Source organism: Pseudomonas sp. AK-TSAG1-1 (genome assembly GCF_056821665.1).
On the sequence record NZ_CM165965.1, the window covers coordinates 3466708 to 3490374 of the forward strand.

16 protein-coding genes and 2 riboswitches are annotated in these 23667 nt (G+C 61.8%); of the genes, 9 read left to right on the forward strand and 7 right to left on the reverse strand.

Annotated features, from left to right (window positions below; genetic code table 11):
* The first annotated feature begins 70 nt into the window (after positions 1 to 70).
* Genes wecB through AC1UK9_RS15375 form a run of 5 tightly spaced genes read left to right on the forward strand, consistent with a single transcriptional unit; the run spans position 71 to position 8492 of the window.
* On the forward strand, positions 71 to 1225 hold the full coding sequence (gene wecB / locus AC1UK9_RS15355) for a non-hydrolyzing UDP-N-acetylglucosamine 2-epimerase (RefSeq protein ID WP_473015904.1): 1155 nt from the start codon (positions 71 to 73) through the stop codon (positions 1223 to 1225).
* Entirely contained in the window at positions 1222 to 3396 is a 2175-nt protein-coding gene (gene nfrB, locus AC1UK9_RS15360) for a cyclic di-3',5'-guanylate-activated glycosyltransferase NfrB (RefSeq protein ID WP_482577870.1), read from the forward strand. The genes wecB and nfrB overlap by 4 nt, the downstream gene beginning before the upstream one ends.
* Complete coding sequence (locus AC1UK9_RS15365) at positions 3393 to 6554, forward strand: NfrA family protein (protein ID WP_482577871.1); 3162 nt, start codon at positions 3393 to 3395, stop codon at positions 6552 to 6554. The genes nfrB and AC1UK9_RS15365 overlap by 4 nt, the downstream gene beginning before the upstream one ends.
* Entirely contained in the window at positions 6554 to 7432 is an 879-nt protein-coding gene (locus AC1UK9_RS15370) for a DUF4434 family protein (protein WP_473015907.1), read from the forward strand. The genes AC1UK9_RS15365 and AC1UK9_RS15370 overlap by 1 nt, the downstream gene beginning before the upstream one ends.
* Positions 7416 to 8492, forward strand: a complete 1077-nt coding sequence (locus tag AC1UK9_RS15375; RefSeq protein WP_473015908.1) for a GGDEF domain-containing protein — start codon at positions 7416 to 7418, stop codon at positions 8490 to 8492. The genes AC1UK9_RS15370 and AC1UK9_RS15375 overlap by 17 nt, the downstream gene beginning before the upstream one ends.
* A 105-nt stretch (positions 8493 to 8597) precedes the next feature.
* Here the strand turns inward: AC1UK9_RS15375 and AC1UK9_RS15380 are convergent, their stop codons facing one another.
* The 6 genes from AC1UK9_RS15380 to cobW all read right to left on the reverse strand — a co-directional run bounded on the left by AC1UK9_RS15380 (position 8598) and on the right by cobW (position 19136).
* Positions 8598 to 10157: a TerC family protein gene (locus AC1UK9_RS15380; RefSeq protein WP_482577873.1), complete on the reverse strand. Its 1560-nt coding sequence runs from the start codon at positions 10155 to 10157 to the stop codon at positions 8598 to 8600.
* Positions 10158 to 10570: 413 nt separating this feature from the next.
* A complete protein-coding gene (locus tag AC1UK9_RS15385; RefSeq protein WP_482577874.1) occupies positions 10571 to 12217 on the reverse strand; it encodes a phospholipase D-like domain-containing protein in 1647 nt (548 codons plus the stop codon).
* A gap of 172 nt (positions 12218 to 12389) precedes the next feature.
* A complete protein-coding gene (locus AC1UK9_RS15390; protein WP_473015911.1) occupies positions 12390 to 13025 on the reverse strand; it encodes a vWA domain-containing protein in 636 nt (211 codons plus the stop codon).
* A 23-nt stretch (positions 13026 to 13048) separates the two neighbouring features.
* Positions 13049 to 14047 (reverse strand): magnesium chelatase ATPase subunit I, encoded by a 999-nt coding sequence (locus AC1UK9_RS15395; protein WP_482577875.1) that lies wholly within the window; start codon positions 14045 to 14047, stop codon positions 13049 to 13051.
* 166 nt (positions 14048 to 14213) lie between these two features.
* A complete protein-coding gene (gene cobN, locus AC1UK9_RS15400; protein WP_482577876.1) occupies positions 14214 to 18062 on the reverse strand; it encodes a cobaltochelatase subunit CobN in 3849 nt (1282 codons plus the stop codon).
* Between the two features lie 3 nt (positions 18063 to 18065).
* Complete coding sequence (gene cobW / locus AC1UK9_RS15405) at positions 18066 to 19136, reverse strand: cobalamin biosynthesis protein CobW (RefSeq protein ID WP_025112539.1); 1071 nt, start codon at positions 19134 to 19136, stop codon at positions 18066 to 18068.
* Between the two features lie 98 nt (positions 19137 to 19234).
* A riboswitch (cobalamin riboswitch) is annotated at positions 19235 to 19445 on the reverse strand.
* A gap of 945 nt (positions 19446 to 20390) precedes the next feature.
* Positions 20391 to 20612, forward strand: a riboswitch (cobalamin riboswitch).
* Positions 20613 to 20734: 122 nt separating this feature from the next.
* Between cobW and AC1UK9_RS15410 the strand changes: the two genes are divergently transcribed.
* From AC1UK9_RS15410 to cobM, 4 genes are all read left to right on the forward strand, one after another.
* Complete coding sequence (locus AC1UK9_RS15410; protein ID WP_003225486.1) at positions 20735 to 20932, forward strand: CbtB domain-containing protein; 198 nt, start codon at positions 20735 to 20737, stop codon at positions 20930 to 20932.
* Positions 20933 to 20943: 11 nt separating this feature from the next.
* The gene (locus AC1UK9_RS15415) at positions 20944 to 21645 is read left to right on the forward strand and encodes a CbtA family protein (RefSeq protein WP_482577877.1); all 702 of its coding nucleotides are present in this window, start codon (positions 20944 to 20946) and stop codon (positions 21643 to 21645) included.
* Positions 21642 to 22055 (forward strand): cobalamin biosynthesis protein, encoded by a 414-nt coding sequence (locus tag AC1UK9_RS15420; RefSeq protein ID WP_473015915.1) that lies wholly within the window; start codon positions 21642 to 21644, stop codon positions 22053 to 22055. Before AC1UK9_RS15415 ends, AC1UK9_RS15420 begins: the two co-directional genes overlap by 4 nt.
* Positions 22056 to 22136: 81 nt before the next feature.
* Entirely contained in the window at positions 22137 to 22883 is a 747-nt protein-coding gene (gene cobM, locus AC1UK9_RS15425; protein WP_482577878.1) for a precorrin-4 C(11)-methyltransferase, read from the forward strand.
* A 143-nt stretch (positions 22884 to 23026) separates the two neighbouring features.
* On the opposite strand, the gene nfuA is transcribed toward cobM, so the two are convergent.
* The gene (nfuA, locus tag AC1UK9_RS15430) at positions 23027 to 23611 is read right to left on the reverse strand and encodes a Fe-S biogenesis protein NfuA (RefSeq protein ID WP_003225494.1); all 585 of its coding nucleotides are present in this window, start codon (positions 23609 to 23611) and stop codon (positions 23027 to 23029) included.
* Positions 23612 to 23667: the final 56 nt, after the last annotated feature.

Sequence of the window (23667 nt, forward strand, 5' to 3'; positions counted from 1 at the left end):
TATTTCTCAGTAAGAGAACACACGCTCGCGGCAGTTGCGCCCAAGCGTTGCCATGTCCCAGGAGGGGTCAATGTCGTTTAAAGTCATGATGGTTTTCGGTACTCGTCCGGAGGCCATCAAAATGGCCCCGTTAGCCCGGGTTCTGCGTCAGTGGCCTGACATCCAACTGAACATCTGCTCCACCGGCCAGCATCGGGAGATGCTCACCCAGGTGCTCGATGCCTTCGAACTGGCGGTCGACGAAGACCTGCAAGTGATGACTCAGGGCCAGACCATCAACGGCCTCTCGCAACATCTGCTGGCACAACTCGACCAGGCCTATGACCGGGTCAAACCGGATATCGTGCTGGTACACGGCGACACCACCACCAGCTTCATCGCCGCCCTCGCCGCGTTCAATCGTCAATTGCCGATCGGTCACGTCGAAGCCGGGTTGCGCACCGGCAACTTGCGCGCGCCCTGGCCGGAAGAGGCCAATCGGCGCCTCACCGGAGTGATCGCCGACCTGCATTTCGCTCCCACATCCAAAACAGCCGCCAATCTACTGCGCGAAGGTGTCCCCGAGGACAACATCGAAATCACCGGCAACACCGTGATCGATGCCTTGCTGTGGATGCGTGATCATCAGCAGAAAACCGCTTGGCAGCCAGCAGCTGATTCACCATTGGCAGCCCTCGATGAACAGCGCCGGATGATTTTGATCACCAGCCATCGCCGGGAAAACATCGGCGATGGCTTCCGCAACATCTGTCAGGCGCTGGCCGAACTGGCCGAGCGTTATCCCGACGTCCAGTTCGTTTACCCGGTACACCTCAACCCGCTGGTGCAGGAGGTGGTGTACGGCACTCTTTCGGACAAACCCAACATCTATCTGATCGCCCCGCAGGACTACCCTAACTTCGTGTGGCTGATGAGCCGTGCGCATTTCATCCTCACCGATTCCGGGGGCGTGCAGGAAGAAGCGCCGGCCATCGGCAAACCGCTGCTGGTGCTGCGTGACGTCACGGAGCGGCCGTCCGTGCTGGAGAGTGGCACCATGCTGCTGGTGGGAACCGACAAGGCGCGTATTGTCGAGGAGTCCAGCCGGCTGCTGGATGACGCAGACACCTACACCCGTATGAGCCGCGTGCACTTCCCTTATGGCGACGGCCACGCCAGCGAATTGATTGCCACCCGCCTCCACGCCTGGTTGAGCGCACGCTCGGCGGCGGGTACAGGGGTATGAGTCTGGGTTGGGTCGACTTCTTTGCGTACGTGCTGTTTGCTCTTAAATATGTGGCGATTGCTCTCGCCCTGTTGATGTTCATCCTCGGCCTCGATGACCTGTTCATCGACCTGGTCTACTGGTTCCGCAAACTGATCCGGCGCTGGCGGATCTACGAGAAATTCGAGCGCGCCGACGAAGAGCGCCTCTACAGCATTCCCGAGAAGCCACTGGCGATCATGGTGCCGGCGTGGAATGAAGTCGGTGTGGTCGGCGAAATGGCCCGTCTGGCCGCCTCGACCATCGATTACGAGAACTATCAGATTTTCGTCGGCACCTACCCCAACGACGCCGAAACCCAGGCTGACGTCGACGCGGTCTGTCAGCACTACCCCAACGTGCACAAAGTGGTCTGCGCCCGCCCCGGCCCGACCAGCAAGGCCGACTGCCTGAACAACATCATCGACGCGATCCTGCGCTTTGAAAGCGAGGCGAAAATCCAGTTTGCCGGTTTCATCCTGCATGACGCCGAGGACGTGATTTCGCCGATGGAGTTGCGCCTCTACAACTACCTGCTGCCGAACAAGGATCTGATCCAGATTCCGGTCTACCCCTATGCGCCGGAGTGGAAAGGCTTCACCGCCGGGCACTATGTCGACGAGTTCGCCGAGAACCACGGCAAGGACGTTATCGTGCGCGAAGCGCTGACCGGCCAGGTGCCGAGCGCCGGTGTCGGCACCTGCTTCAGTCGCAAGGCCATCAGCGCCCTGCTCGAAGACGGCGATGGCATCGCCTTCGATGTGCAGAGTCTCACCGAAGATTACGACATCGGTTTCCGTCTCAAGCAGAAAGGCATGAAATGCATCTTTGCCCGCTATTCGGTCAGCGATCCGAAACTGGCACTGGAGCAGCCTTGGGTGTTCGGCATGAACCGCGAGTTCTCCCAGGTGATCTGCGTGCGCGAGCACTTTCCTCGCGACTTGCAACACGCGATCCGCCAGAAATCACGCTGGATCGTCGGCATCGTATTCCAGGGCACCAAGAACCTTGGCTGGAGCCGCAAGGGCTTGCTCAACTACTTCCTGTGGCGTGACCGGCGCGGCTTGATCGCCTACATGCTGAGTTTCCTCGTCAACCTGCTGTTCGTGGTTCTCATCGCGATGTGGCTGGTCACGGTGATTTCGCCCGAATCGTGGCGTTATCCATCGATCCTCTCTGACAGCTCGCTGCTCTCGGTTCTGCTCTGGCTCAACGGCTTCATGCTGCTCAACCGGCTGTTCCAGCGTGGCTGGTTCGTCACCCGCTATTACGGTCTGGTGGAAGGCCTGCTCTCGGCACCCCGCATGATGTGGAGCAACTTCGTCAACTTCTTCGCCAACCTGCGCGCGCTGCGCCAGGTCATGGAGATGGGCGACTCGCGGCGCGTGGCATGGGACAAGACCACCCATGAATTTCCAGCATTGACCAAGGCGCAACGGACGCCGCTGGGCCACCGTCTGGTGGAAAAAGGCCTGCTTACCGAAGATCAGCTGGAAGCGGCGATCACCAGCCCGGTGCGTCGGCGCCTGGGTCGCGAACTGCTACTGCGTGAGTACATCAACAGTACCCAACTCGTACAGGAACTGGCCGAACAACTGGAGCTGGAATGGGCTCCGCTTAATCCGTTCAAGCTCGACAAGCGCCTGATCGACGCAGTGCCGCGCCGGGTCGCTTCGCACTACGGCGTGCTACCGGTTGCCGAGGAAGGCGACACGTTGGTGCTGGCCTCCGAAGGCCCGGTCAGTCAGGTATCGCTCGGCGCGATCAGTCGCCAGCTGAAACGCCCGGTGCGTTGCCGACTGGCACCGCAAGGCCGCGTGACATTGGGGATTCGCTACTGGTACGCCAGCCCCCGGCAAAGTGAGGAAGTGCGACATATGCTGCAAGTGCTCGAGCGTCATCAGGACGATGAGGCCCTGCTGGAACGCGTCAGCCGCCATCAGGTACTGCTCGGCAACCTGCTGCAAGTGCGCGGCATGGTGCCGCCGACCCTGTTCAATCAGGCACTGATCGATTTCGATGCGGAACGGATGTCCCTCGGCGAGCACCTGATTTCCCGCGGCATGATCACTCAGCAAGTGCTCCAGCAAGCCCTGGCCGATCAGGCCAGCGAACAACAAGCGGCTTACCGCATCGTCCGGGAGGTCGCATGAAACCTGTACATCGTCATACCTTGTTGATGGGCAGCCTGCTACTCGGCCTGAGCACCGCCTACCCGCTGCAAGCTGCGCCGCTGAGCGACTTTGAACAGTTCCGCAGCTATCCGTACATGGACCGCAGCTACCGCGAGGCGAAAAAAGGCAACTGGAAAGAAGTCGAGCGGCTGATGCGCCACCTGCTGGAAAAGGTTCCGAAGAACGATGAAGCACGGGCTTTGCTGGTGGAATCCCTGGCCAGGCAACGACGTTACAAGGACGCCGTCGAAGCCTTGCCGGCCAACGACAGCGAAGCCACGCTGGACTTGCGCTTGACCTGGATCGAACAGGATCCGCCGAGCAGCACTCAGGTTGAACAGTGGATGGCGGGCAGCGACCTCAATGACCGCGTGCGCCTGTGGCAGGCCTACAGTCTGAGCCTGGCCAAGTTCGGCGGTGCGGCCAAGGCCCACGACTGGCTGGCACAACTGGCCCCCAAGGGCGATGACAATATCTTGCGTCTGGCCCGCGCCAACTGGTCCGAGCAATTGCGTGACTGGAGCGGCACCATCGACCAACTGGCCCCGCTCGCGGCGCGCAAGCAACTGGATGCCGAGGGCTGGCAACGCCTGGCCAATGCCTATGTGCAGCGCCTGGACGAAAGGCCGCTGCAGCAACTGCTGCAACAGGCGCCCAGTCCTGACGCCGCACGCAAGGTGCGTCTGGCGATGGTCGATCGCGCCATCGCCATGGGACACGATCAACAGGCTCAGCGCTGGCTGCAGTCACTGCCTGCAGAAGATCTGGCAGATCCGGCCCAGCGCCAGCGGCTGTGGGAACTGGCACGCCAGACCGACGATGTACCCAGCGTGCAACGCCTGAGCAACGACCTGCAGCGCCCCTGCCTGGAAACCGTCGACTGGTTGTCGCGTCACGATCCGGAAGCAGCGTTGAAACAACTGCGCGGCTGCCAACCAAGTGATGATCCCCAAGCGTGGCTGGTACTCGCCCAGCGCCTGCAAGCTACCGACCTGCTGCAAAGCACAACCTTGCCGCCGCCGTGGGAAAGCCGTCGACAGGCACAACTGCTCGACGTCTGGCAGGAGCAGGGTCAGAGCAGCAAAGTCATGGTCTGGCTCGCGGGGCAGCAGCAGACCCCGGCGGTAGTCAAACGCCGCGCGCAACTCGCCCAGTCCATGGGCCGCCACACCGAAGAACAGACACTGTGGGAATACCACTACCGTCAGACCGGCGATCTGGCGTCGCTGAATCAGGCCAGTTTCCTGGCGCTCAACAGCGGCGATCGTGCGCACGCACAGGAACTGCTGGAAAACGCCTATGACCGCGTCGGCGGGCGCCTGCCTGCCACAGCGCTTCAGCGCCTGGCCGGCCTCTACGCGTCAGCCAAAGATACGACACCCGCACAACAGCGGCGGATGGCGTCACTGATCAGCCATATCGACGGCGCCACTCGTGGCCAACTGCTTGCGCAACTGGCGGAAAACGGCCAGTGCGAGGCTGTTCAACAAGCGATTGGCAGCCATCCGCAAGCCGCTGGGGACTATCGTGCGCTGGGTCGATGTGCCATGCCGGATCGTCCCGGTGAAGCGGTGGTTTATTACCAGCAAGCGGAAAAACTCGGTGACCGAAGCAGCCGCTTGCCGCTGGCCTATGCCCTGGAAGCGGCGGGTGACTCCGCGGGGGCCTTGGCGATCTGGCGCAGCCTCCCTGCTGCCGAGCTCAGCGACAACGCTCGACTGACTGCCAGCCGCAGCGCGCTGAATGCCGGTAACAGCCAGATCGCCGAACGCTATTGGCAACAAAGCACAACCCGCGGCGCCAACGAATGGGCGCTCGGCGCGGCCATTGCCGATGCCCGTGGCGATCATGCCCAGGCCTTGCAACGCCAGCGTCAGGCGTTGCAACAAGCGCCGGACGCCGGACATTTCTATGCCGCTTCCGTCACTGCGCAAAAGGCCGGCGACCTGGCGCAGAGCAACGTCTGGCTGGCGGAGGCGGTACGCCGCGATCCGAATAACCCGCGTTACCGCGCTGATTACGGCATGCGCCTGTCCGGCGCGCCCACTCGCGAGGAGCGCGCCCGCGCCATTGCGTATCTGCAGCAAGCCACCCGGGATTTCCCCGAGGACTATCGTCTGGGCGAAACCCTCGCCTGGCGCTATGACGAAGTCGAAGACAGCGCCTCGGCACGCAAGGAACTGCGTCGGGTCATTGATCTGGAACAGAACCCGGTGGCCGCCGACGACGAAGACGGCAGCATGGAAGCCCGGCGCTACCGTCAGCGTCGAGCCCACGAAACCTTGTCCCGGCGTGACAGCTTCACCATTGCCAGTACCTGGTCGCCTGCAGGGGTGTCCACCAACGATTTCCTGCGCGACGACGACAGCAAAGGCTCGCGTCGCAGCGCCAACTCGCAGAACGTGCAGGTGGCCATGTGGGATCACGCCCTGGGTGAAGAACCGAGCCGCGCCGGCAGTACGCTGTCGGTCTACGGGCGGGTGCTGCTCGGTGGTCAAAGTCGCTCCAGCTACGCTGAATCCGCTGCGGCAGGCGTCGGCCTGCGGTACAAACCGTGGGGTACGCAGAACATCAACCTTTACGCCGAGATCTACAAGCAGAGCCAGTTCGATGATCAGGACAACCATGGTTTGAGCCTGGGGCAGATGATCAACCCGCACAAACTCTCGGACCAGCTCGACGATCATCGCCAGGACGGCCACACCACCACCGACTACCTGCTGCGCGCCACGGCCTCGTTCCTCGATCAGGGCAAGTACCGCAACGACTGGCGGGTGGATGAAAGCGACTGGGACGAACGCTTCCTCTATCTGGATGCCGCGTGGTGGACCAAGGCCGGCGATCACCAGTGGCTGTCGCGTTTCCAGCAAGGTCATGCGTGGAAGCTGCCGTCCAACGCCGCGCAGACGATCATGCCATACGGCTTCCTCGAATTTGCCAGTCAGGACCCGAGCAACGACTGGCGCCAGGACCTGCGCACCGGGATCGGCCTGCGCTGGCAATGGTGGTACGACGAGGATCGCTACAACGCTTACCGCTCGAAGTTGACGGTGCGCACCGAATACCAGCAGTCGCTGGGCGGCAATCTGTATGAAGGCGGCAACGGTGTGCTGCTGGGCGTGGAGTGGAACTTCTGATGGCGCGCTGGATAATGTTTTTCTGCCTGTTGCTGGGCGCCGTCGTCGTACGTGCCGACGAGCGCGTGTTCTATCAACCGCTGAATGTCGACGCCAGTCTCACTCAGGCGCAGTGGCAGCAGATCTGGCGGGACACCGCCCGACAAGGCACCCGGACGCTGATCGTGCAGTGGACGGCTTACGGAGATTCGGACTTTGGCGGCGCCGACGGCTGGCTCGCCAACAGCCTGAAACTGGCGCAACAACACGGCCTGCAACTGGTCCTGGGGCTGAGGATGGATCCGGCTTACTACCAGCGCATCGATGAACTGGACAGCGCCGGCCTCGGCACTTACTGGCAGGCGCAACTGGGACAAGCGCTGGGTCAGCAGCAAAAGTTGCGCAAGGACTGGAAACTGCCGGTCAGTGGCTGGTACCTGCCGCTGGAACTGGATGACTTCCATTTCCTCGCGGCAGACCGCCGAGCCACGCTGCAGCGTCAGCTCAAGGATTTTGCCAGCAAGCTTGATGCACCGTTGCACATCAGTGCCTTCAGCGCCGGCAAACTTGCCCCCAGCGTCAATGGGCAATGGCTGGGCGAACTGAGCGCTGCGGGCATTCAGGTGTGGTGGCAGGATGGCGCAGGCACGGGCAAGTTGTCGCCACTGGTGCGCAATGGTTATGCGAGTGCCCTGCCCTGCTCCGTGGGTATCGTGCGCGAGGCGTTCCGGCAGGTCAGTGCCGAGGGCCAGCCGTTTCGTGCCGAGCCTGCGCAGCCCGATGCGACGCCTGCCGGCTGTCACAACAGCGCTGTGTTTTCCCTGCGTTACCGCCCTTGGGGCCGGGTGATTCTCGACAACCAGCACAGGCATCAGGTTGGCGATGTACAAAACCATTGAAGAGCAAGTGCTGAAGAAAACCGCGCCCGCCGCCGTATGGAACGAGTTCATCCAGCATGAGTTCGAACGGTTGCACTCGTTCTGCGTACTGATCTATATCGCCAGCATTAGTGTCTGGGTGGCGTTCGACCTGATCGTCAGTTTCCTCGCAGGCCAGGGCTTTACCTGGCTGTCGATGGTGTTCATGACGGCATTCGCGATTCTGACACTGGTGCTGCTGTTCACCCGCAAGGCGAGACACTTCAACGTGTTGAACCTGTTGTTTGTCGCGACCATCACATTGGGCATTCGCCTGATAGTCGACGGGCTGCCGCCAACTTTCCATGGCGTCTGGCTGGTGCTGGCCGCCGCCAGCACGCTGTACAGCGCTTCGGTGCTGCCACTGAGTCGCTGGTCGTTTTTCGCCGCACAGGCAATCACTTGGCTGGTACTCAATCCGTTCATCCATACCGGAGTCGATCTGTTCGAGCTCAAAGGGGTGATGACCATTTGCTACAGCGTGTTTCTCTGCTCACTGACCATCTACACCTTTCTCAAACTGCGCGAGGCCAAGCTCTACAACTACATCATGTCCAGACTGTTGCTGGATCAGGCCTACAACGACACGCTGACCGAAATCCCCAACCGTCGATCATTCATGACGGTGGCGCAAAAACACCTGCAAGCCGTCCCTCGCGAGCACGACCATTATCTGGCGATGATCGACATCGATAACTTCAAGAAGGTGAATGATGTGTACGGTCACGACATCGGCGATGAAGTGCTGAAACGCGTGGCAGCGGACATAAAAACGGTGATGGTGCAGCACGAATTCGCGCGGCTGGGTGGCGAGGAATTCGCGATTTACCTGGCGGGCGTGCGGCGCGAGGATGTCGAAGCACTGGCGGGTGAATTGTGCCGGGTGGTTCGCGACCAACCGACGCAGCACCCGGTCACGATCAGCATCGGTGTGACGCGGGTGGAGGATGGCGATACGTTGAATCAGGCCCTGGTCAAGGCGGATGACGCGCTGTATGAGTCAAAGCACGCGGGGAAGGATCGCTTTACTTTCCATCAGTGATTTTTGCAGCGCCGGACAGATTGCATTCGCGAGCAGGCTCGCTCCCACACTGGCGTGCGTTGCACCTGTGGGGGCGAGCCTGCTCGCGAAGGGGGCGCACACGGATTACACGGCGTCGCGCACCAGCAACACCCGCGTCACCCGCCGTTCTTCCACCGCCACCACCGTCATCTGCCAGCCTTCGTACTGCAGGCGATCGCCCTTCATCGGCAAGCGGTCCAGCAGGCTCATCACCAACCCGGCCAGGGTCTGGTAGTCCTCGGTCGGCTGCGCACCAAACCCCGTGCGTTCCCGCACACGCATCAGGTTCAGCGCGCCGCTGACCACGAACCCGCCTTGCTCTTCGATCACGTCCGGGCCTTCGATTTCGCTGGCATCGGGTAATTCGCCAGCAATCGACTCGAGGATGTCGGTCATGGTCAACACGCCGACAAAGTCACCAAACTCATTGACCACGAAGGCGATGTGGGTCGAGGCCGCGCGCATCTGTTCCAGCGCATTGAGGATCGAATAGCTGTCGAGCAGGTTGATGGTCTTGCGCGCCAGGTGTTCCAGGTTCGGCTCATTGCCGGCCAGATACTCCTTGAGCAGCTCCTTCTTGTGCACGAAGCCCAGCGGTTCATCCACCGCGCCGTGGCGAATCAACGGCAAGCGCGAGTAGGACGAATGCATCAGGCGCGTGCGAATCGCTTCGGCGTCGTCCGCCAGATCAATGGTGTCGACGTCGGCGCGCACGGTCATCAGGTTGCGAATCGGGCGCTCGGCCAGTTGCAGCACGCCGCTGATCATCACCCGCTCGCGACGGTCGAACAGCTCCGCGCCTGGCGCTTGACCATCGTCCAGCAAGTCGGAAATCTCCTCGCCGACTTCTTCCACCGCCAACTTGCGGCCACCCAACAAGCGCATCACCGCATGGGCCGTGCGCTCACGCATCGGGCGCAAGCCCTGCATCGAGCGCTTGCGACGGGCTCGCGCGATCTGGTTGAACACTTCGATCAGAATCGAGAAACCAATCGCCGCGTACAGATAGCCTTTCGGGATGTGGAAGCCCAGGCCTTCGGCCGTCAACGCGAAACCGATCATCATCAGGAAGCCCAGACACAACATGATCACCGTCGGGTGCGCATTGACGAAGCGAGTCAGCGGCTTGCTTGCGACGATCATCAGGCTGATGGAAATGATCACCGCGATCATCATCACCGCCAGTTCATCAACCATGCCGACCGCCGTGATCACCGCGTCCAGCGAAAACACGGCGTCGAGCACCACGATCTGCGCCACGATTGGCCAGAACAGCGCATAAGCGGCGTTGTTCGAGCGCTGGCCGACGTGGCCCTCAAGCCGTTCGTGCAGCTCCATGGTGGCCTTGAACAACAGGAACACACCACCGAACAGCATGATCAGGTCTCGACCGGAGAAGCTCTTGCCGAACACCTCGAACAACGGCTGCGTGAGGGTCACCAGCCAGGAAATACTCGCCAACAGGCCCAGGCGCATGATCAAGGCCAGCGACAAGCCGATGATCCGCGCGCGGTCGCGCTGATGCGGCGGCAGTTTGTCCGCCAGAATCGCGATGAACACCAGGTTGTCGATACCCAGCACCAGTTCCAGCACAATCAGGGTCAACAAGCCTAACCAGGCCGTGGGATCCGCTAACCATTCCATAAAATGTCTCGATCTCTCTTCAGTGAATTCAGGCTGCCGGACACGGCAAAGCGCAACGCGAAGGCTCTGAAGCCGCGTTGACAACGATAGTCGGGAGTCGGAAGACCGGATGCTGCGAGTGAGTCAAGACCGCGCGATGGCGCGAGGAGAAGGTACGACTGGGAGGCTCCGAGAGGGTGTTCATGTAAATCCTGAATGAAAAATGGCCTTGGAGCGTACAGGCTCAAGGCACATTTTCTACAGCGGCAAATCATTTCAAAATCTGTAAGAACACAAAAAAAGCGTTTCCTGATGGCCCTCTCGCGAGCAAGCCCGCTCTCACAGGGATTATTTGTCGGACACCGGTTCCGGGGTCACTGAAGATCCAATGTGGGAGCGGGCTTGCTCGCGAAGAGGCCATCAAACGCGCAACATCAACGCCCGGCAAAACGCAACCGCGACAACTGCCGCAAATCCCCCTCGACGTAGTAATCGTTGGTCCAGCTGTCATCCACCGCCAGCGGACTCACCTGCTTCAGCTCCAGTTTTTTCGCGAAATAGCGAAAGCGGTAATGCTCGTAGAACCGCAGCAATTCCAGACCATAGCGGTCGGCCAGATCAGTGTCGCCACGAATGATAAGGAAGTTCTCGTCATTGCCATTGCTGGCCGAGGTGCTGAGGTTGTGACTGCCGCTGATGATGGTCGGCGCGTCTGTGGTGAAGTCGGTAATCACGGCTTTGGTGTGCACCAGCAGGTTGCCCTTCTGGCCTTTCATGTTTTCCTTCAGCCAGCCTTCCAGCCCGGTGTTGAGCAAAGCCGTGGCGGCGAATTCAGCCGTACGGTCCGCGTGAAACCCCGTGATGCTGCTCGCACTGTTTTGCAGGCCGTAACGCAGGATGTCGTCATGGGGCTTGCCGAGCAGCGCGTTGAGAATCGCGTCCGGCAAGGTAAACGCAGTGACGAACAATACGTCCTTTTTAGCCGCCTCGATGATCTCGACGAATTCGCGCAGGTCGGCGCCACCGCTGCGTGGCGAGAACCCGGCGAACAACGGTTGCGTGGGGTCAATGGGGTTGTTGGCAGTGATCCAGGTGCGCGTCGCGCCGACATCGGCGGGATTCGCCCAGACCTCTTCGAACGTTTGCAGATAACGCGCGGCGATCGTCACGTCATCGAGGGTGTGCACCACGTTGGCCTGGCGATACACACCATTGGTGGTGAAATTGGTGCTGCCGCACAACACGGCCTGCGGTTGACGCTGCCCGGCAGCATCGACGCGGCTGAGGACAATGAACTTGTCGTGGAAGATCTCGTGGGTGATTCGACCGCGCTTGTTCGCCGCCGGCAATTTCACCAGGTTGGTTTCGTTCAGTGCCGTATCGGCGTCATCCGGTCGGGCGTGATACAGCACACGCACTTGAACGCCTCGGGCGAACGCCGCGTTCACCGCATCGATGATCGCCTGCAACTGGTACTCGTAGATCGCGATATCCAGCGCCCACTGAGCGTCCACCGCACGCTCGATGTAACCCAGCAAACGCTCCAGCAGCCCGTTCTCCAGCCACAGGCGCGCTGCGTCGGGCCACGCTTCAATGGGCAGGTTCTTGTTGGCGCTGATCTGCGCGTCGAGGTCGGGGAACTTGCGCTGGAAGGCCTGGCTGGCGGCCACGGCACGATTGAAGATCACGCTCTGGTTGGCCGGGTGGCCATCGTCGGACGTGATGCTCAGCTCCAGCGACTCGCCCAATTGCGGCGCGTCCGCCGTGCCGTAGGCCAAGTGCACGCGATAGTGCAAGGTTGTGCCTGGGTTGACTGCGTAATCGGCCCAGCGAAATTTCTGCAGCGGCGCTTTATCGCTGGGCGTGGCGTAATATTGGGGAAAAGTGTGGGCCATGCCGGGAAACGTCAGGCTGTTGAACAGGAACTGCCACGGCTTGTCGCCCTGCTGCTTCTCGATGGCAAAGCCGAGCAAGCCTTTGCGTCGGGGCTCGGCCAGATCCATGGCGAGCAACACGCCGTTGGTGCCGGCGTAGGCTTTGACGCGAAAATCGTCCTGAGGATTGGCGACCAGTACCCGCATGATTCACTCCTTGTGATTGGGCTGGAGTGGAGCATAGAGCAGCGCTGCGAATTGTGGTTGGCAGATCTGCAACCGAGTGAACCTCTTCGCGAGCAGGCTCGCTCCCACAGCGGAAGCGGTGTTCAGCAACCTTGTGGGAGCGAGCCTGCTCGCGAAGAGGCCCGTTCAGGCATCACAGATCATCGATATGCCGATACTGCGCATTCAGCGCCGCCGCAATTTGCCGCGCTCGGGCCAAGCGGATCGGCCCACGCTCAATGTCGATCAACAACCCCGGGCACTCCAGCGGCAGCAGCGGCGGCAAGGCTTTCAGGCGCCCGTCCGTGACCAGCAGCAATCGCTGCTGCTCGGCAGGAAAACGCTTTTTCCGCTGCGCCAGCCATTGCTGCGCCTGCGTCAACGCAGCCAGCAACGGCGTGCCGCCGCCCGCCCCCAGCGCTTCCAGCCAGGTGCGCAAGCCACTCGACGCCTTCAAGCCCTGTACCTGCCATTTCGGCGCACTGCCGCTGGCAGTCAGTAATGCCAGACGGGCGCGCTGTCGATAGGCATCATCGAACAGTTGCGCGAGCAAGCCCTTGGCATCGCTCAGTGCCTGATGACGACGAGTCGAGGCCGACGCATCGACGATCACCAGCCACAGCTCATGGGCCGAACGGGTGCGTAACTGGAACTGCAGATCTTCCCGTGTCTGCGGCCGACCGCTGAGCAACGTACCCGGCCAGTTCACCGAGCCGCTGCGCGCGGCGTGGCGCTGGCCCTGGCGTCCGTGGTCGAGTCGTCCGGCGCGGGGCCTGGCATTCGCCCCCACGTCGGATCGGGGACGAATGCCGGTTACTTTTTTGGCCAGCTCGGCACTTCACGGCGCGCACCGGTGGCCAGTGCCGGGGCAGGCATGTCGCCCCACTGCCCCTGCCCTTCGCTCGGCCCGGCCTGCGCATGGGTCGAGTGCTGCGCAGGGGGCTGAGGGCTGGACGAAGGCGATTCACGACGGCGATGACGCAGCGCGAATTCCGCCACCGCGTCGATGTCCTGCTTGGCAATCGCGTCAGCACCGCGCCACGCCGCGTGGGCCCGGGCAGCACGCAGCCAGACCAGATCGGCACGCAAGCCATCAACACCAGCAGCAAAGCAACGTTCGGTGATCAGCGCCAAGGCGTCGTCGTCCAGGGGAATGCCCGACAAGGCACTGCGCGCGTGTTCGCAACGCTCACGCAGGGTTTGCTGCTGCGTTTCCCACTGCGCGCAGAACGCTTGTGGATCGCTGTCGAAATCCAGTCGGCGACGAATGATCTGCCCGCGTTCGGCCGGTACCGTGTGACCGCTGAGAGCGACGTTCAGGCCGAAACGGTCGAGCAGTTGCGGACGCAATTCGCCCTCTTCCGGGTTCATTGTGCCAATCAACACGAATCGGGCCGAATGCCGATGAGAAATACCGTCGCGTTCAATCAGGTTGGTGCCGCTGGCCGCCACATCGAGCAGCAGATCCACCAGATGGTCGGGCAGCAGGTTCACTTCATCGACGTACAACACGCCGCCATCGGCCTTGGCCAGCACACCGGGGGAAAACTGCGCGCGCCCTTCACTCAACGCGGCGTCAAGATCGAGCGTGCCGACCAGACGCTCTTCGGTGGCGCCCAGCGGCAGCGTGACGAACTGACCGCTCGCCAGCAGATCGGCCAGACCACGGGCCAGGGTCGATTTGGCCATGCCACGCGGACCTTCGATCAGCACGCCACCGATTTTCGGGTCGATGGCGGTGAGGCACAGAGCGAGTTTCAGGTCATCGGCGCCGACCACGGCGGAGAGCGGGAAATGCGGGGTGTCGGTCATCTTCAATACTCAGTCATGGTCGGTGATCTATCGAAAAACATTGGGCGCTAACCTGATCCCCTGTGGGGGCGGGCTTGCTCGCGAAAGCGGTGTATCAGTAAAAGGTATATCGACTGACACGACGCCTTCGCGAGCAAGCCCGCTCCCACAGTTGATTTACAGCGCATCAGGTGTCTTCTTCTATATCCAGCAGCAGGTTTTCGAGGGCCTCTTTATAGGCGCCGGGTTCCTGCCACATTCCGCGCTGTTGCGCTTCCAGCATGCGCTCGGTCATGTCGCGCAGCGCATGCGGATTGTGCTCGCGGACAAAGTCGCGGGTCGCCGGGTCGAGCAAATAGGCGTCGGCCAGCAACGCATACTGATGATCGTCGATCAGTTGCGTGGTGGCATCGAAGGCGAACAGGTTATCGACCGTCGCTGCCAGTTCGAACGCGCCTTTATAGCCGTGGCGCTTGACCCCGTCGATCCATTTCGGATTGGCCGCCCGCGAGCGGATCACCCGATTCAGTTCTTCTTTCAGGGTGCGGATTTTCGGCAGATCCGGTTGGCTGTGATCGCCGTGATAACTGGCCGCCGCTTCCCCGCGCAAGGTTTCCACCGCCGCGAGCATGCCGCCCTGGAACTGGTAATAGTCGTTGGAATCGAGCAAGTCATGCTCGCGATTGTCCTGGTTTTGCAGCACAGCCTGCACCTGGCTCAGGCGCTGGACGAACTGCTCGCGGGCGGCGGTGCCCTCGTCGGACCCACCGTATGCGTAGGCGCCCCAATTCAGATAGACCTCGGCCAGATCCTCGCGGCTCTGCCATAGACGTCCATCGATGGCGCCCTGCACACCCGCGCCGTACGCTCCGGGTTTAGCGCCGAAGATCCGCCAACCGGCCTGGCGCCGCGCCGCGTCTTCATCCAGCCCCGATTGCAGCAGAGCCTCGCGCTCGGCACGCACTTTCGCCGCCAGCGGGTTGAGATCGTCGGGTTCGTCCAGTGCTGCCACCGCTTGCACGGCCGCGTCGAACAGGCGGATCAGGTTGGCAAAGGCATCGCGGAAGAACCCGGAGACCCGCAACGTCACATCGACCCGTGGCCGGTCCAGCAGACTCAGCGGCAGAATTTCAAAGTCATCAACGCGCTGACTGCCGGTAGCCCACACCGGACGCACGCCCATCAGCGCCATGGCCTGGGCGATGTCGTCGCCGCCGGTGCGCATGGTCGCGGTGCCCCACACCGACAGGCCGAGCTGGCGCAGGTGATCGCCGTGATCCTGCAGGTGCCGTTCGAGAATCAGCGTGGCGGACTGAAAACCGATGCGCCACGCGGTGGTGGTCGGCAGGTTGCGCACGTCCACCGAGTAGAAGTTGCGCCCGGTGGGCAGCACGTCGAGACGGCCACGGCTCGGCGCGCCGCTTGGGCCGGCAGGGACGAAGCGGCCGTTCAGCGCATCGAGCAAGCCACGCATTTCGGCGGGGCCGCAGGCGTCGAGACGCGGGGCGACGACTTCGCGCAGGTTCTCAATGATTACGCTGACTTCAGCCCAACGCGGATCCTGTCGGAGTGAGCCTGCTCGCGATGGCGGTGGGTCAGATAAATCAATGTCGGCTGAAACACCGCTTTCGCGAGCAGGCTCGCTCCCACAGGGGATTTGGAGTGCCTGGGCGATCAGTTGGGTGGCGAACAGTTCGAGGCGTTCGCGGGTATCGCCGGCGCTGCGCCAGATTTCATCGCTGACGTTTTGCAGCGCCTGCGGACGCGGGCCATTCCACGGCTCGGCCAACGCACAATCCAGCGGATCAAACCCCAGCTCAAAGGCTTTCGCCACAGCCCGCAGCAAACTCGACTGTGCGCCCTTGCCGTCGCCACGCGGAATGCGCAGCAGCGCCAGCAACGTGTCGATGCGCAAACGTCCGGTCGGTGACTCACCGAAAATGTGCAGGCCATCGCGAATCTGCGATTCCTTCAGGTCACACAGATAGGTGTCCAGCCGCGGTAGCCAGATCGCTGCGTCGGCGTCGCTGTCCAGGCCGGCGTCGAGTTGCAGTTCACGGTCGATCTGCGTCTCGCGCACCAGTTGCAGGATGTCGCGCTGCAGCTCGCGGGCGCGGCGCGGGTCGAGCAGTTGGGCTTCGTAATATTCGTCGGCCAACAGTTCCAGATTGCGCAGCGGGCCGTAGGTTTCGGCACGGGTCAGCGGCGGCATCAGGTGGTCGATGATCACCGCTTGCGTGCGTCGTTTGGCCTGTGCGCCCTCACCCGGGTCATTGACGATAAACGGATAGATGTTCGGCAGCGGCCCGAGCAGCGCGTCCGGCCAGCAGTTTTGCGAAAGGCCGACGCCCTTGCCCGGCAGCCATTCGAGGTTACCGTGCTTGCCGACGTGAATCACCGCGTGCGCGCCGTAGGTGTTGCGCAGCCAGAAGTAGAACGCCAGATAGCCGTGGGGCGGCACCAGATCCGGGTCGTGATACACCGCACTCGGATCGACCTGATAACCGCGCGCCGGTTGAATGCCGACAAAGGTCAGGCCAAAGCGCAGACCGGCGATCATCATCCGCCCGTCACGGCACATCGGATCGTCTTGCGGAGCGCCCCAACGTTCCAGCACTGCCGCACGATTGGCTTGCGGCAGTGCATTGAACATCGCCAGATAAGCGTCCATCGCCAGGCTTTGCTGGCACGGGCGCAAATCGATGCTGTCGAGGTCGTTGCTGACGCCACCGAGCAATTGCTGGATCAGCGCAGTGCCGCTGTCCGGCAACTGAGCCGTCAGCGGAAAGCCTTCAGCCTGCAACGCACGCAAGATATTCAAAGCCGCGGCCGGGGTGTCGAGGCCGACACCGTTGCCGATACGACCGTCGCGGGTCGGGTAGTTGGCGAGGATCAGTGCGATGCGTTTTTCCGCGTTCGGCACCCGCGCCAGATCGCTCCAGCGCCGGGCCAGTTCGGCGACGAAATCCATGCGCTCCGGTTGCGCCCGGTAGCAGACCACGTCGGACTGACTGCGCTCACTGCGCCAGGCCAGATCCTTGAAGCTGATCGGCCGGCTGATGATGCGCCCGTCGAGTTCCGGCAAGGCGATGTGCATCGCCAGATCGCGTGGTCCGAGGCCCTGCTCGCTGTCGCGCCAGCCAGGCTCGTTGTCCTGCGCGCAGATCGCCTGAATCACCGGAATATTGCGCCGGAACGGCCGCAGATGTGGGGCTTCCGGGCTGGATTGCGCGAACCCGGTGGTGTTGAGAATCACCGCCGCCTCGACCTCGTCCAGCCAATCCTCGACCACGCTCAGGCAGCCCGGCTCTTTCAGACTGGCAACTGCGATTGGCAGCGGATTGAGCCCCGCCGCCTGCAAGCGCTGGCAGAACACATCGATGAACGCAGTGTTGGCCGCCTGCAAATGCGAGCGATAAAACAACACCGCCGCGACCGGTTGACCGGGCAGCCATTCGGCTTGCCAGTCGCTCAGCGCAGCGGAGTTTTTCTGTGGCTGGTAAATCGCCGTACGCGGCAGCGCTTGCGGCTCGTCCCAGGCGTAGTCCCGCGCCAGCCAGCGGTTGGCCAGGCAATGGAAGAAGTCCAGCGCATTGCCCATGCCGCCCTGACGCAGGAACTGCCAGAGGCGGTCGCGATCCTCGGCGGGCACGGTGCTCAAGTCGCTGAGTTCAGGGTCGGGACGGTCATCGCCAGGCACCAGAATCACCTGCACACCGCGCTCAGCCAGCTCCACCAGCCGCTCGACGCCATAACGCCAATAGGCAATGCCGCCGTGCAACGAAATCAGGATCACCTTGGCGTGACGCAGCACCTCATCGACATACAGATCGACCGAAGCGTGATTCTGCACCTGCATGGGATTGGCCAGGCGCAGACTCGGGTAATCCTCGGGCAATTGCTGCGCAGCTTCGGCGAGCAGCGCCAGGCTGGAATCGCCGCTGCACAGGATCACCAGCTCGGCGGGGGTTTGTCCAAGGTCGGCAATATTGTCATCCGACACGAAACCGCCGGGCTGGGTCCTGAGCAGGTGCATGGCTTAAACGCTGAGCGCGGCGCGCAGTTGCGCTTCGAGTTGCGCGGCGTCGAGTTCCTGGCCGATCAGCACCAGGCGCGTGACGCGCGCTTCATCGGTGCCCCACTGACGGTCGAAGTGCTTGTCGAAACGCGTGCCCACGCCTTGAATCAGCAGGCGCATCGGCTTGTTCGGGATCGCCGCGAAGCCTTTGACGCGCAGAATGCCGTGCTGAACCACCAGCTGCGTCAGTGCATCGAGCAGCAAGCTTTCATCGGCTTGCGGCAGTTCGATGGAGATCGAATCGAAAGCGTCATGATCGTGGTCATCGTGGTCGTCATCACCGTCGTGGTGGTGATCGTGATGGCTGTGGCGGCTGTCGATGTGCTCTTCGGAACCCGCGCCAAGGCCAATCAACACGTCCAGTGGCAGACGGCCGTTGCTGGCTTCGATGATTTTCACCGCTGGCGGCAGCTCTTCAGCGACTTCCAGACGTACGCGAGCGAGGTCTTCAGGGCTGGTCTGGTCGGCCTTGTTAAGGATCACCAGATCGGCGCTGGCCAGTTGGTCGGCGAACAGTTCGTGCAGCGGCGACTCGTGATCAAGGTTCGGGTCGAGTTTGCGCTGGGCATCGACCTGATCCGGAAACGCGGCGAAGGTGCCGGCAGCCACCGCCGGGCTGTCGACCACGGTAATCACCGCGTCAACGGTGCAGGCACTGCGGATTTCCGGCCACTGGAAAGCTTGGACCAGCGGTTTCGGCAGGGCCAGACCGGAGGTTTCGATCAGGATGTGGTCGAGATCACCGCGACGGGCGACCAGTTCGCGCATCACCGGGAAGAATTCTTCCTGCACCGTGCAGCACAGGCAGCCGTTGGCCAGTTCGTAGACGCGGCCGGTGGCTTCTTCTTCGGTGCAGCCGATGGTGCATTGCTTGAGGATTTCACCGTCGATGCCCAGTTCGCCGAACTCGTTGACGATCACCGCGATGCGGCGGCCCTGAGCGTTGTCGAGCATGTGTCGCAGCAAGGTGGTTTTGCCCGAGCCGAGGAAACCGGTGACGATGGTGACAGGGAGTTTGGCCAGTGTTTTCATCGGATGCCCTTTGGCAAGGTGGCGGGCATACGGGACGAGATCCGCTGCGACCGAGCGCGCGGAAGAATTCGCCACCGGATCACCCCGCCCGGTTGTAGTGAGAAATCTGTCACGAGGCAGGTCTCCTGGCTGACGGTGTTCAGGCTTTGGGCCTGGCATTCGCTGCGCCTTCCCGCTGGCTCTGGATTGAGTTGGCAGTGGCGTGGCAGCGAACAGCACCGTTCACAGTTGCGGGGGCAGCCGCGGCTTGGACCGCGTTCCCTTCTTAGCTTCGGCGTGGGCCGAAGAACCTCGAAAGCGCAAGGCTACGCAGGGTATTGGGATGGGTCAATGGTTGGTGGATTTTGGGATTGGGGGCATATCCGTTGCTTCGGGTGCTGCCGCTGGCGGTTTCGCTCTTACAGCGAGTCCCTTTTTCAAACGCCAAAAAGGAACCAAAAGGCTTTGCCCCGGCGTACGGCACTTCGCCTAGGCTCAGTGTTCCCTCGCTACGGTGTCCATCAGGGGGCATCGCCTACGGTTTGCTTCGCTGCACCTCCTCTCGATGTATGCGGCTTCGCCGCATGGCGCTGCGCGCCTCCCCCCTGATGGACACCTTCGCTCGGCCTGCCGATGGGGCTTTGAGATCAAAGGCAACATCAAAAGCCGGAGCCAGATCCAGATCCAGATCCAGATCCAGATCCAGATCCAGATCCAGATCAAAAGATCACAGCCTTCGGCAGTTCCCACAGGGGATTAGGTGTGTTCAGTTGGAGTTAGTTGGTTGGCGGACCGCCTTCGCGAGCAAGCCCGCTCCCACAGTGGGATCGGGTGTGCTCAGTTAAAGATTGGTCGGCCGTGAGGCCGCCATCGCTGGCAGGCCAGCTCCCACAATTTTAATTCGTGCCCCCCATGCGGCGAAGCCGCCCCACTCAACACGATGAGCGTTAGCTCGAGTAAAGCTTTTGATCTCAAGACCCGCCGGCAGGCTGAGTGGAGGGATTGATCCGGGGGTGGGAGCGCAGCGACCGTTTGGCGCAGCCAAACACATCGAGAGGAGGTGCAGCGAAGCAAACCGTAGGCGATGCCCCAGGATCAATCCCGGAGCGAAGGAACCCGAGCCTAGGCGAGGGCCGAACGTCAGGGCATAGACCTTTTGGTTACTTTTGGGGCGTTTGCCAAAAGTGACCCGCCGTCAGGGCGGAACCCTAAGCGGCCGTTACCGCAGCACCGGATCCACCCACAAAATTGACTAAATTCCCCAACCCATGGTCTCCTACACAACTTGTTACGGGTGCCCTTCACAGGGTGAAACGGGAAACCGGTGAATCATGTGCTTTACTCAAGCCCATGTCAGTCCGGTGCTGCCCCCGCAACGGTAAGCGAGCGAAGCGTCAGATCCACTGTGCCAGTACGGCATGGGAAGGTGATGCTTGCAGGTCGGCCTGACGCCAACCCCTCGTGAGCCCGGAGACCGGCCCGCAACACACAGTGCGCATTGTGCGTCGCTGAACATAACAAACCCGCGGTGGGCGGGCGCTGTTCGAACCTCTGCGTGCCCGACTCGCAGGGGTCTTCATGCGCTCTATTCACCCGCTGACACTCCAGAGGGAAGCGCCATGTCGATCATCAGCAGCACCGGCAGCAACACCGATAAAATCTCCAGCACCGCCACGTTGAGCCAACGCCTGACTGCGGCGATCTTTGCCTCGATCCTGGGTGCCAGCCTCGTCTACTTCGCCGGTTTCTCGCACATCGAAGCGGTGCACAACGCCGCCCACGATACCCGCCACAGCGCCGCGTTTCCGTGCCACTGAGACCTTTCGACATGATCAAGCGAATTGCGCAAACCGCAGGGTTCACCGGCCTGCTGGCTGCCCTGCTCCTCACCCTGTTGCAAAGTTTCTGGGTCTCGCCGTTGATTCTGCAGGCGGAAACCTTCGAAAAAGCCGAACCTGTCGCCGTTCATGAACATGCCGAAGGCGCCATGGCCGGGCACACCCACGACGCACAAGCCTGGGAGCCGGAAGACGGCTGGCAGCGCGTAGTCTCGACCACCGGAGGCAATCTGGTGGTGGCCGTCGGTTTCGCCCTGATGCTCGCGGGCCTTTACACCCTGCGTGCACCGACCAAAACCTCGCAAGGCCTGCTCTGGGGCCTGGCCGGTTACGCGACCTTCGTGCTTGCACCGACCCTCGGCCTGCCGCCTGAACTGCCGGGTACCGCTGCAGCCGATCTGGCTTCGCGCCAGATGTGGTGGATCGGCACGGCCGCCTCGACCGCTGTCGGCCTGGCCCTGATCGTGTTCAGCCGTCACTGGCTGATGAAGCTGCTGGGCGTGGCAATCCTGGCCGTACCGCATGTGATCGGCGCCCCGCAGCCGGAGGTGCATTCGATGCTGGCACCCGAGGCGCTGGAAGCTCAGTTCAAAATCGCTTCGCAGTTGACCAACGTGGCGTTCTGGCTGGCTTTGGGCCTGATCAGCGCCTGGTTGTTCCGCCGCAAAAGCGATGGTCAGTACCACGCATGACCGATGACAGCGCAGCGCCGACCTTCGTGGTCGGCCTGGGCTGCCAGCGCGGCTGCCCGGCCAGCACGCTGCGCGCGTTGCTCGACCAGGCCTTGCAGGCGCATCGCATCGACCTTTTAGCGGTCAAGGCCCTGGCCAGTATCGACTTGAAGCGTGATGAGCCCGGTTTACAGGAACTCGCCGCCCAACTGGCACTGCCGCTGTTGTATTTCAGCAGCGTAGAACTGGCGAGTTATCAGCAGCGTCTGAGCCATCATTCACAGATCGCCTACGAACGTACCGGATGCTACGGCGTTGCCGAAAGTGCTGCGCTGGCCCTCGCCGAACAGCTGATTCAGGCGCCGGCAAAACTGCTGATTTCCCGGCAAAAATACGCCCAGGCCACGTTGGCATTGGCCGGCGCTGCGTAAAATCCCGATAATCCCCCTCTTTGATCATGAGCAATCTTCATCTGAAGCCTTGCCCTGCCCCGTTTTTCACAGGATTTCTTCATGACCGTCTACTTCATCGGCGCCGGCCCCGGCGACCCGGAATTGATCACTGTCAAAGGCCAGCGACTGATTCGCAGCTGCCCTGTGATCATCTACGCAGGCTCGCTGGTCCCGACCGCTGTGCTGGAGGGGCATCAGGCCGAAATCGTGGTCAACAGCGCCGAATTGCACTTGGAGCAGATCATCGAATTGATCAAATCCGCCCACGCCAAGGGGCAGGATGTGGCACGGGTGCACTCCGGCGATCCGAGCCTGTATGGCGCGATTGGCGAGCAGATTCGCTATTTGCGTGAGTTGAATATTGCGTTCGAAATCATCCCTGGCGTTACCGCAACGGCGGCGTGCGCGGCACTGCTGGGTGCAGAACTGACCCTTCCGGACATCTCGCAAAGCGTGATTCTGACCCGTTACGCCGACAAGACTGCAATGCCGGCCGGCGAAGAACTGGGGAATCTGGCGCAGCATGGCGCGACCATGGCGATTCATCTGGGGGTCAATCACCTGGAGAAAATCATCGCCGAACTGCTGCCGCATTACGGCGCGGATTGCCCGATTGCGGTGATTCACCGCGCGACTTGGCCGGATCAGGACTGGGTGGTGGGGACACTGGAGGATATTGCCGCGAAGGTGCAGGCCAAGGGGTTTCGGCGCACGGCGTTGATTCTGGTTGGACGAGTGCTGGGCAGTGAGGTGTTCAGCGAGTCATCGCTGTATCGCGCGGGGCATGCGCATCTTTATCGCCCATGACGGCCCTTTCGCAAGCCAGCCCGCCCCCACATTTGCAATGCGATCACATGTGGGGGCGGGCTTGATCGCGAAGGCGTGATTGAATTTCACGCAAAAAAAACGGCGCTCACGGGGCGCCGTTTTTTATGTCCGCAGCGAACACCTTAGTAGTAGGCGTTTTCTTTCTGCGTGTGGTCGGTCACGTCGCGCACACCCTTTAGTTCAGGAATACGCTCGAGCAGAGTGCGCTCGATACCTTCCTTCAGGGTCACGTCGGCCTGGCCGCAGCCTTGGCATCCACCGCCGAACTGGAGCACGGCGATGCCGTCCTCGACCACATCGATCAGGCTGACCTGACCGCCGTGGCTGGCCAGCCCCGGGTTGATCTCGGTTTGCAGGTAGTAGTTGATGCGCTCGTTGACCGGGCTGTCGGCGTTGACCATCGGCACTTTGGCGTTTGGCGCCTTGATGGTCAGTTGACCACCCATGCGGTCGGTGGCGTAGTCGACGACGGCATCGTCAAGGAACGCTTCGCTGAACGAGTCGATGTAGGCGGTGAAGCTTTTCAGCCCCAGCGCGGTATCTTCAGGTTTTTCTTCGCCCGGCTTGCAGTAGGCAATGCAGGTTTCGGCGTACTGGGTGCCAGGCTGGGTGATGAAGACGCGGATGCCGATGCCCGGGGTGTTCTGCTTGGAGAGCAGATCGGCCAGGTAATCGTGGGCGGCGTCGGTAATGGTAATAGCGGTCATGGAAACTCCTCGCAGGCTTGGGCGCAGTTTACGCCAATCATCGCGCCGCACAAAGT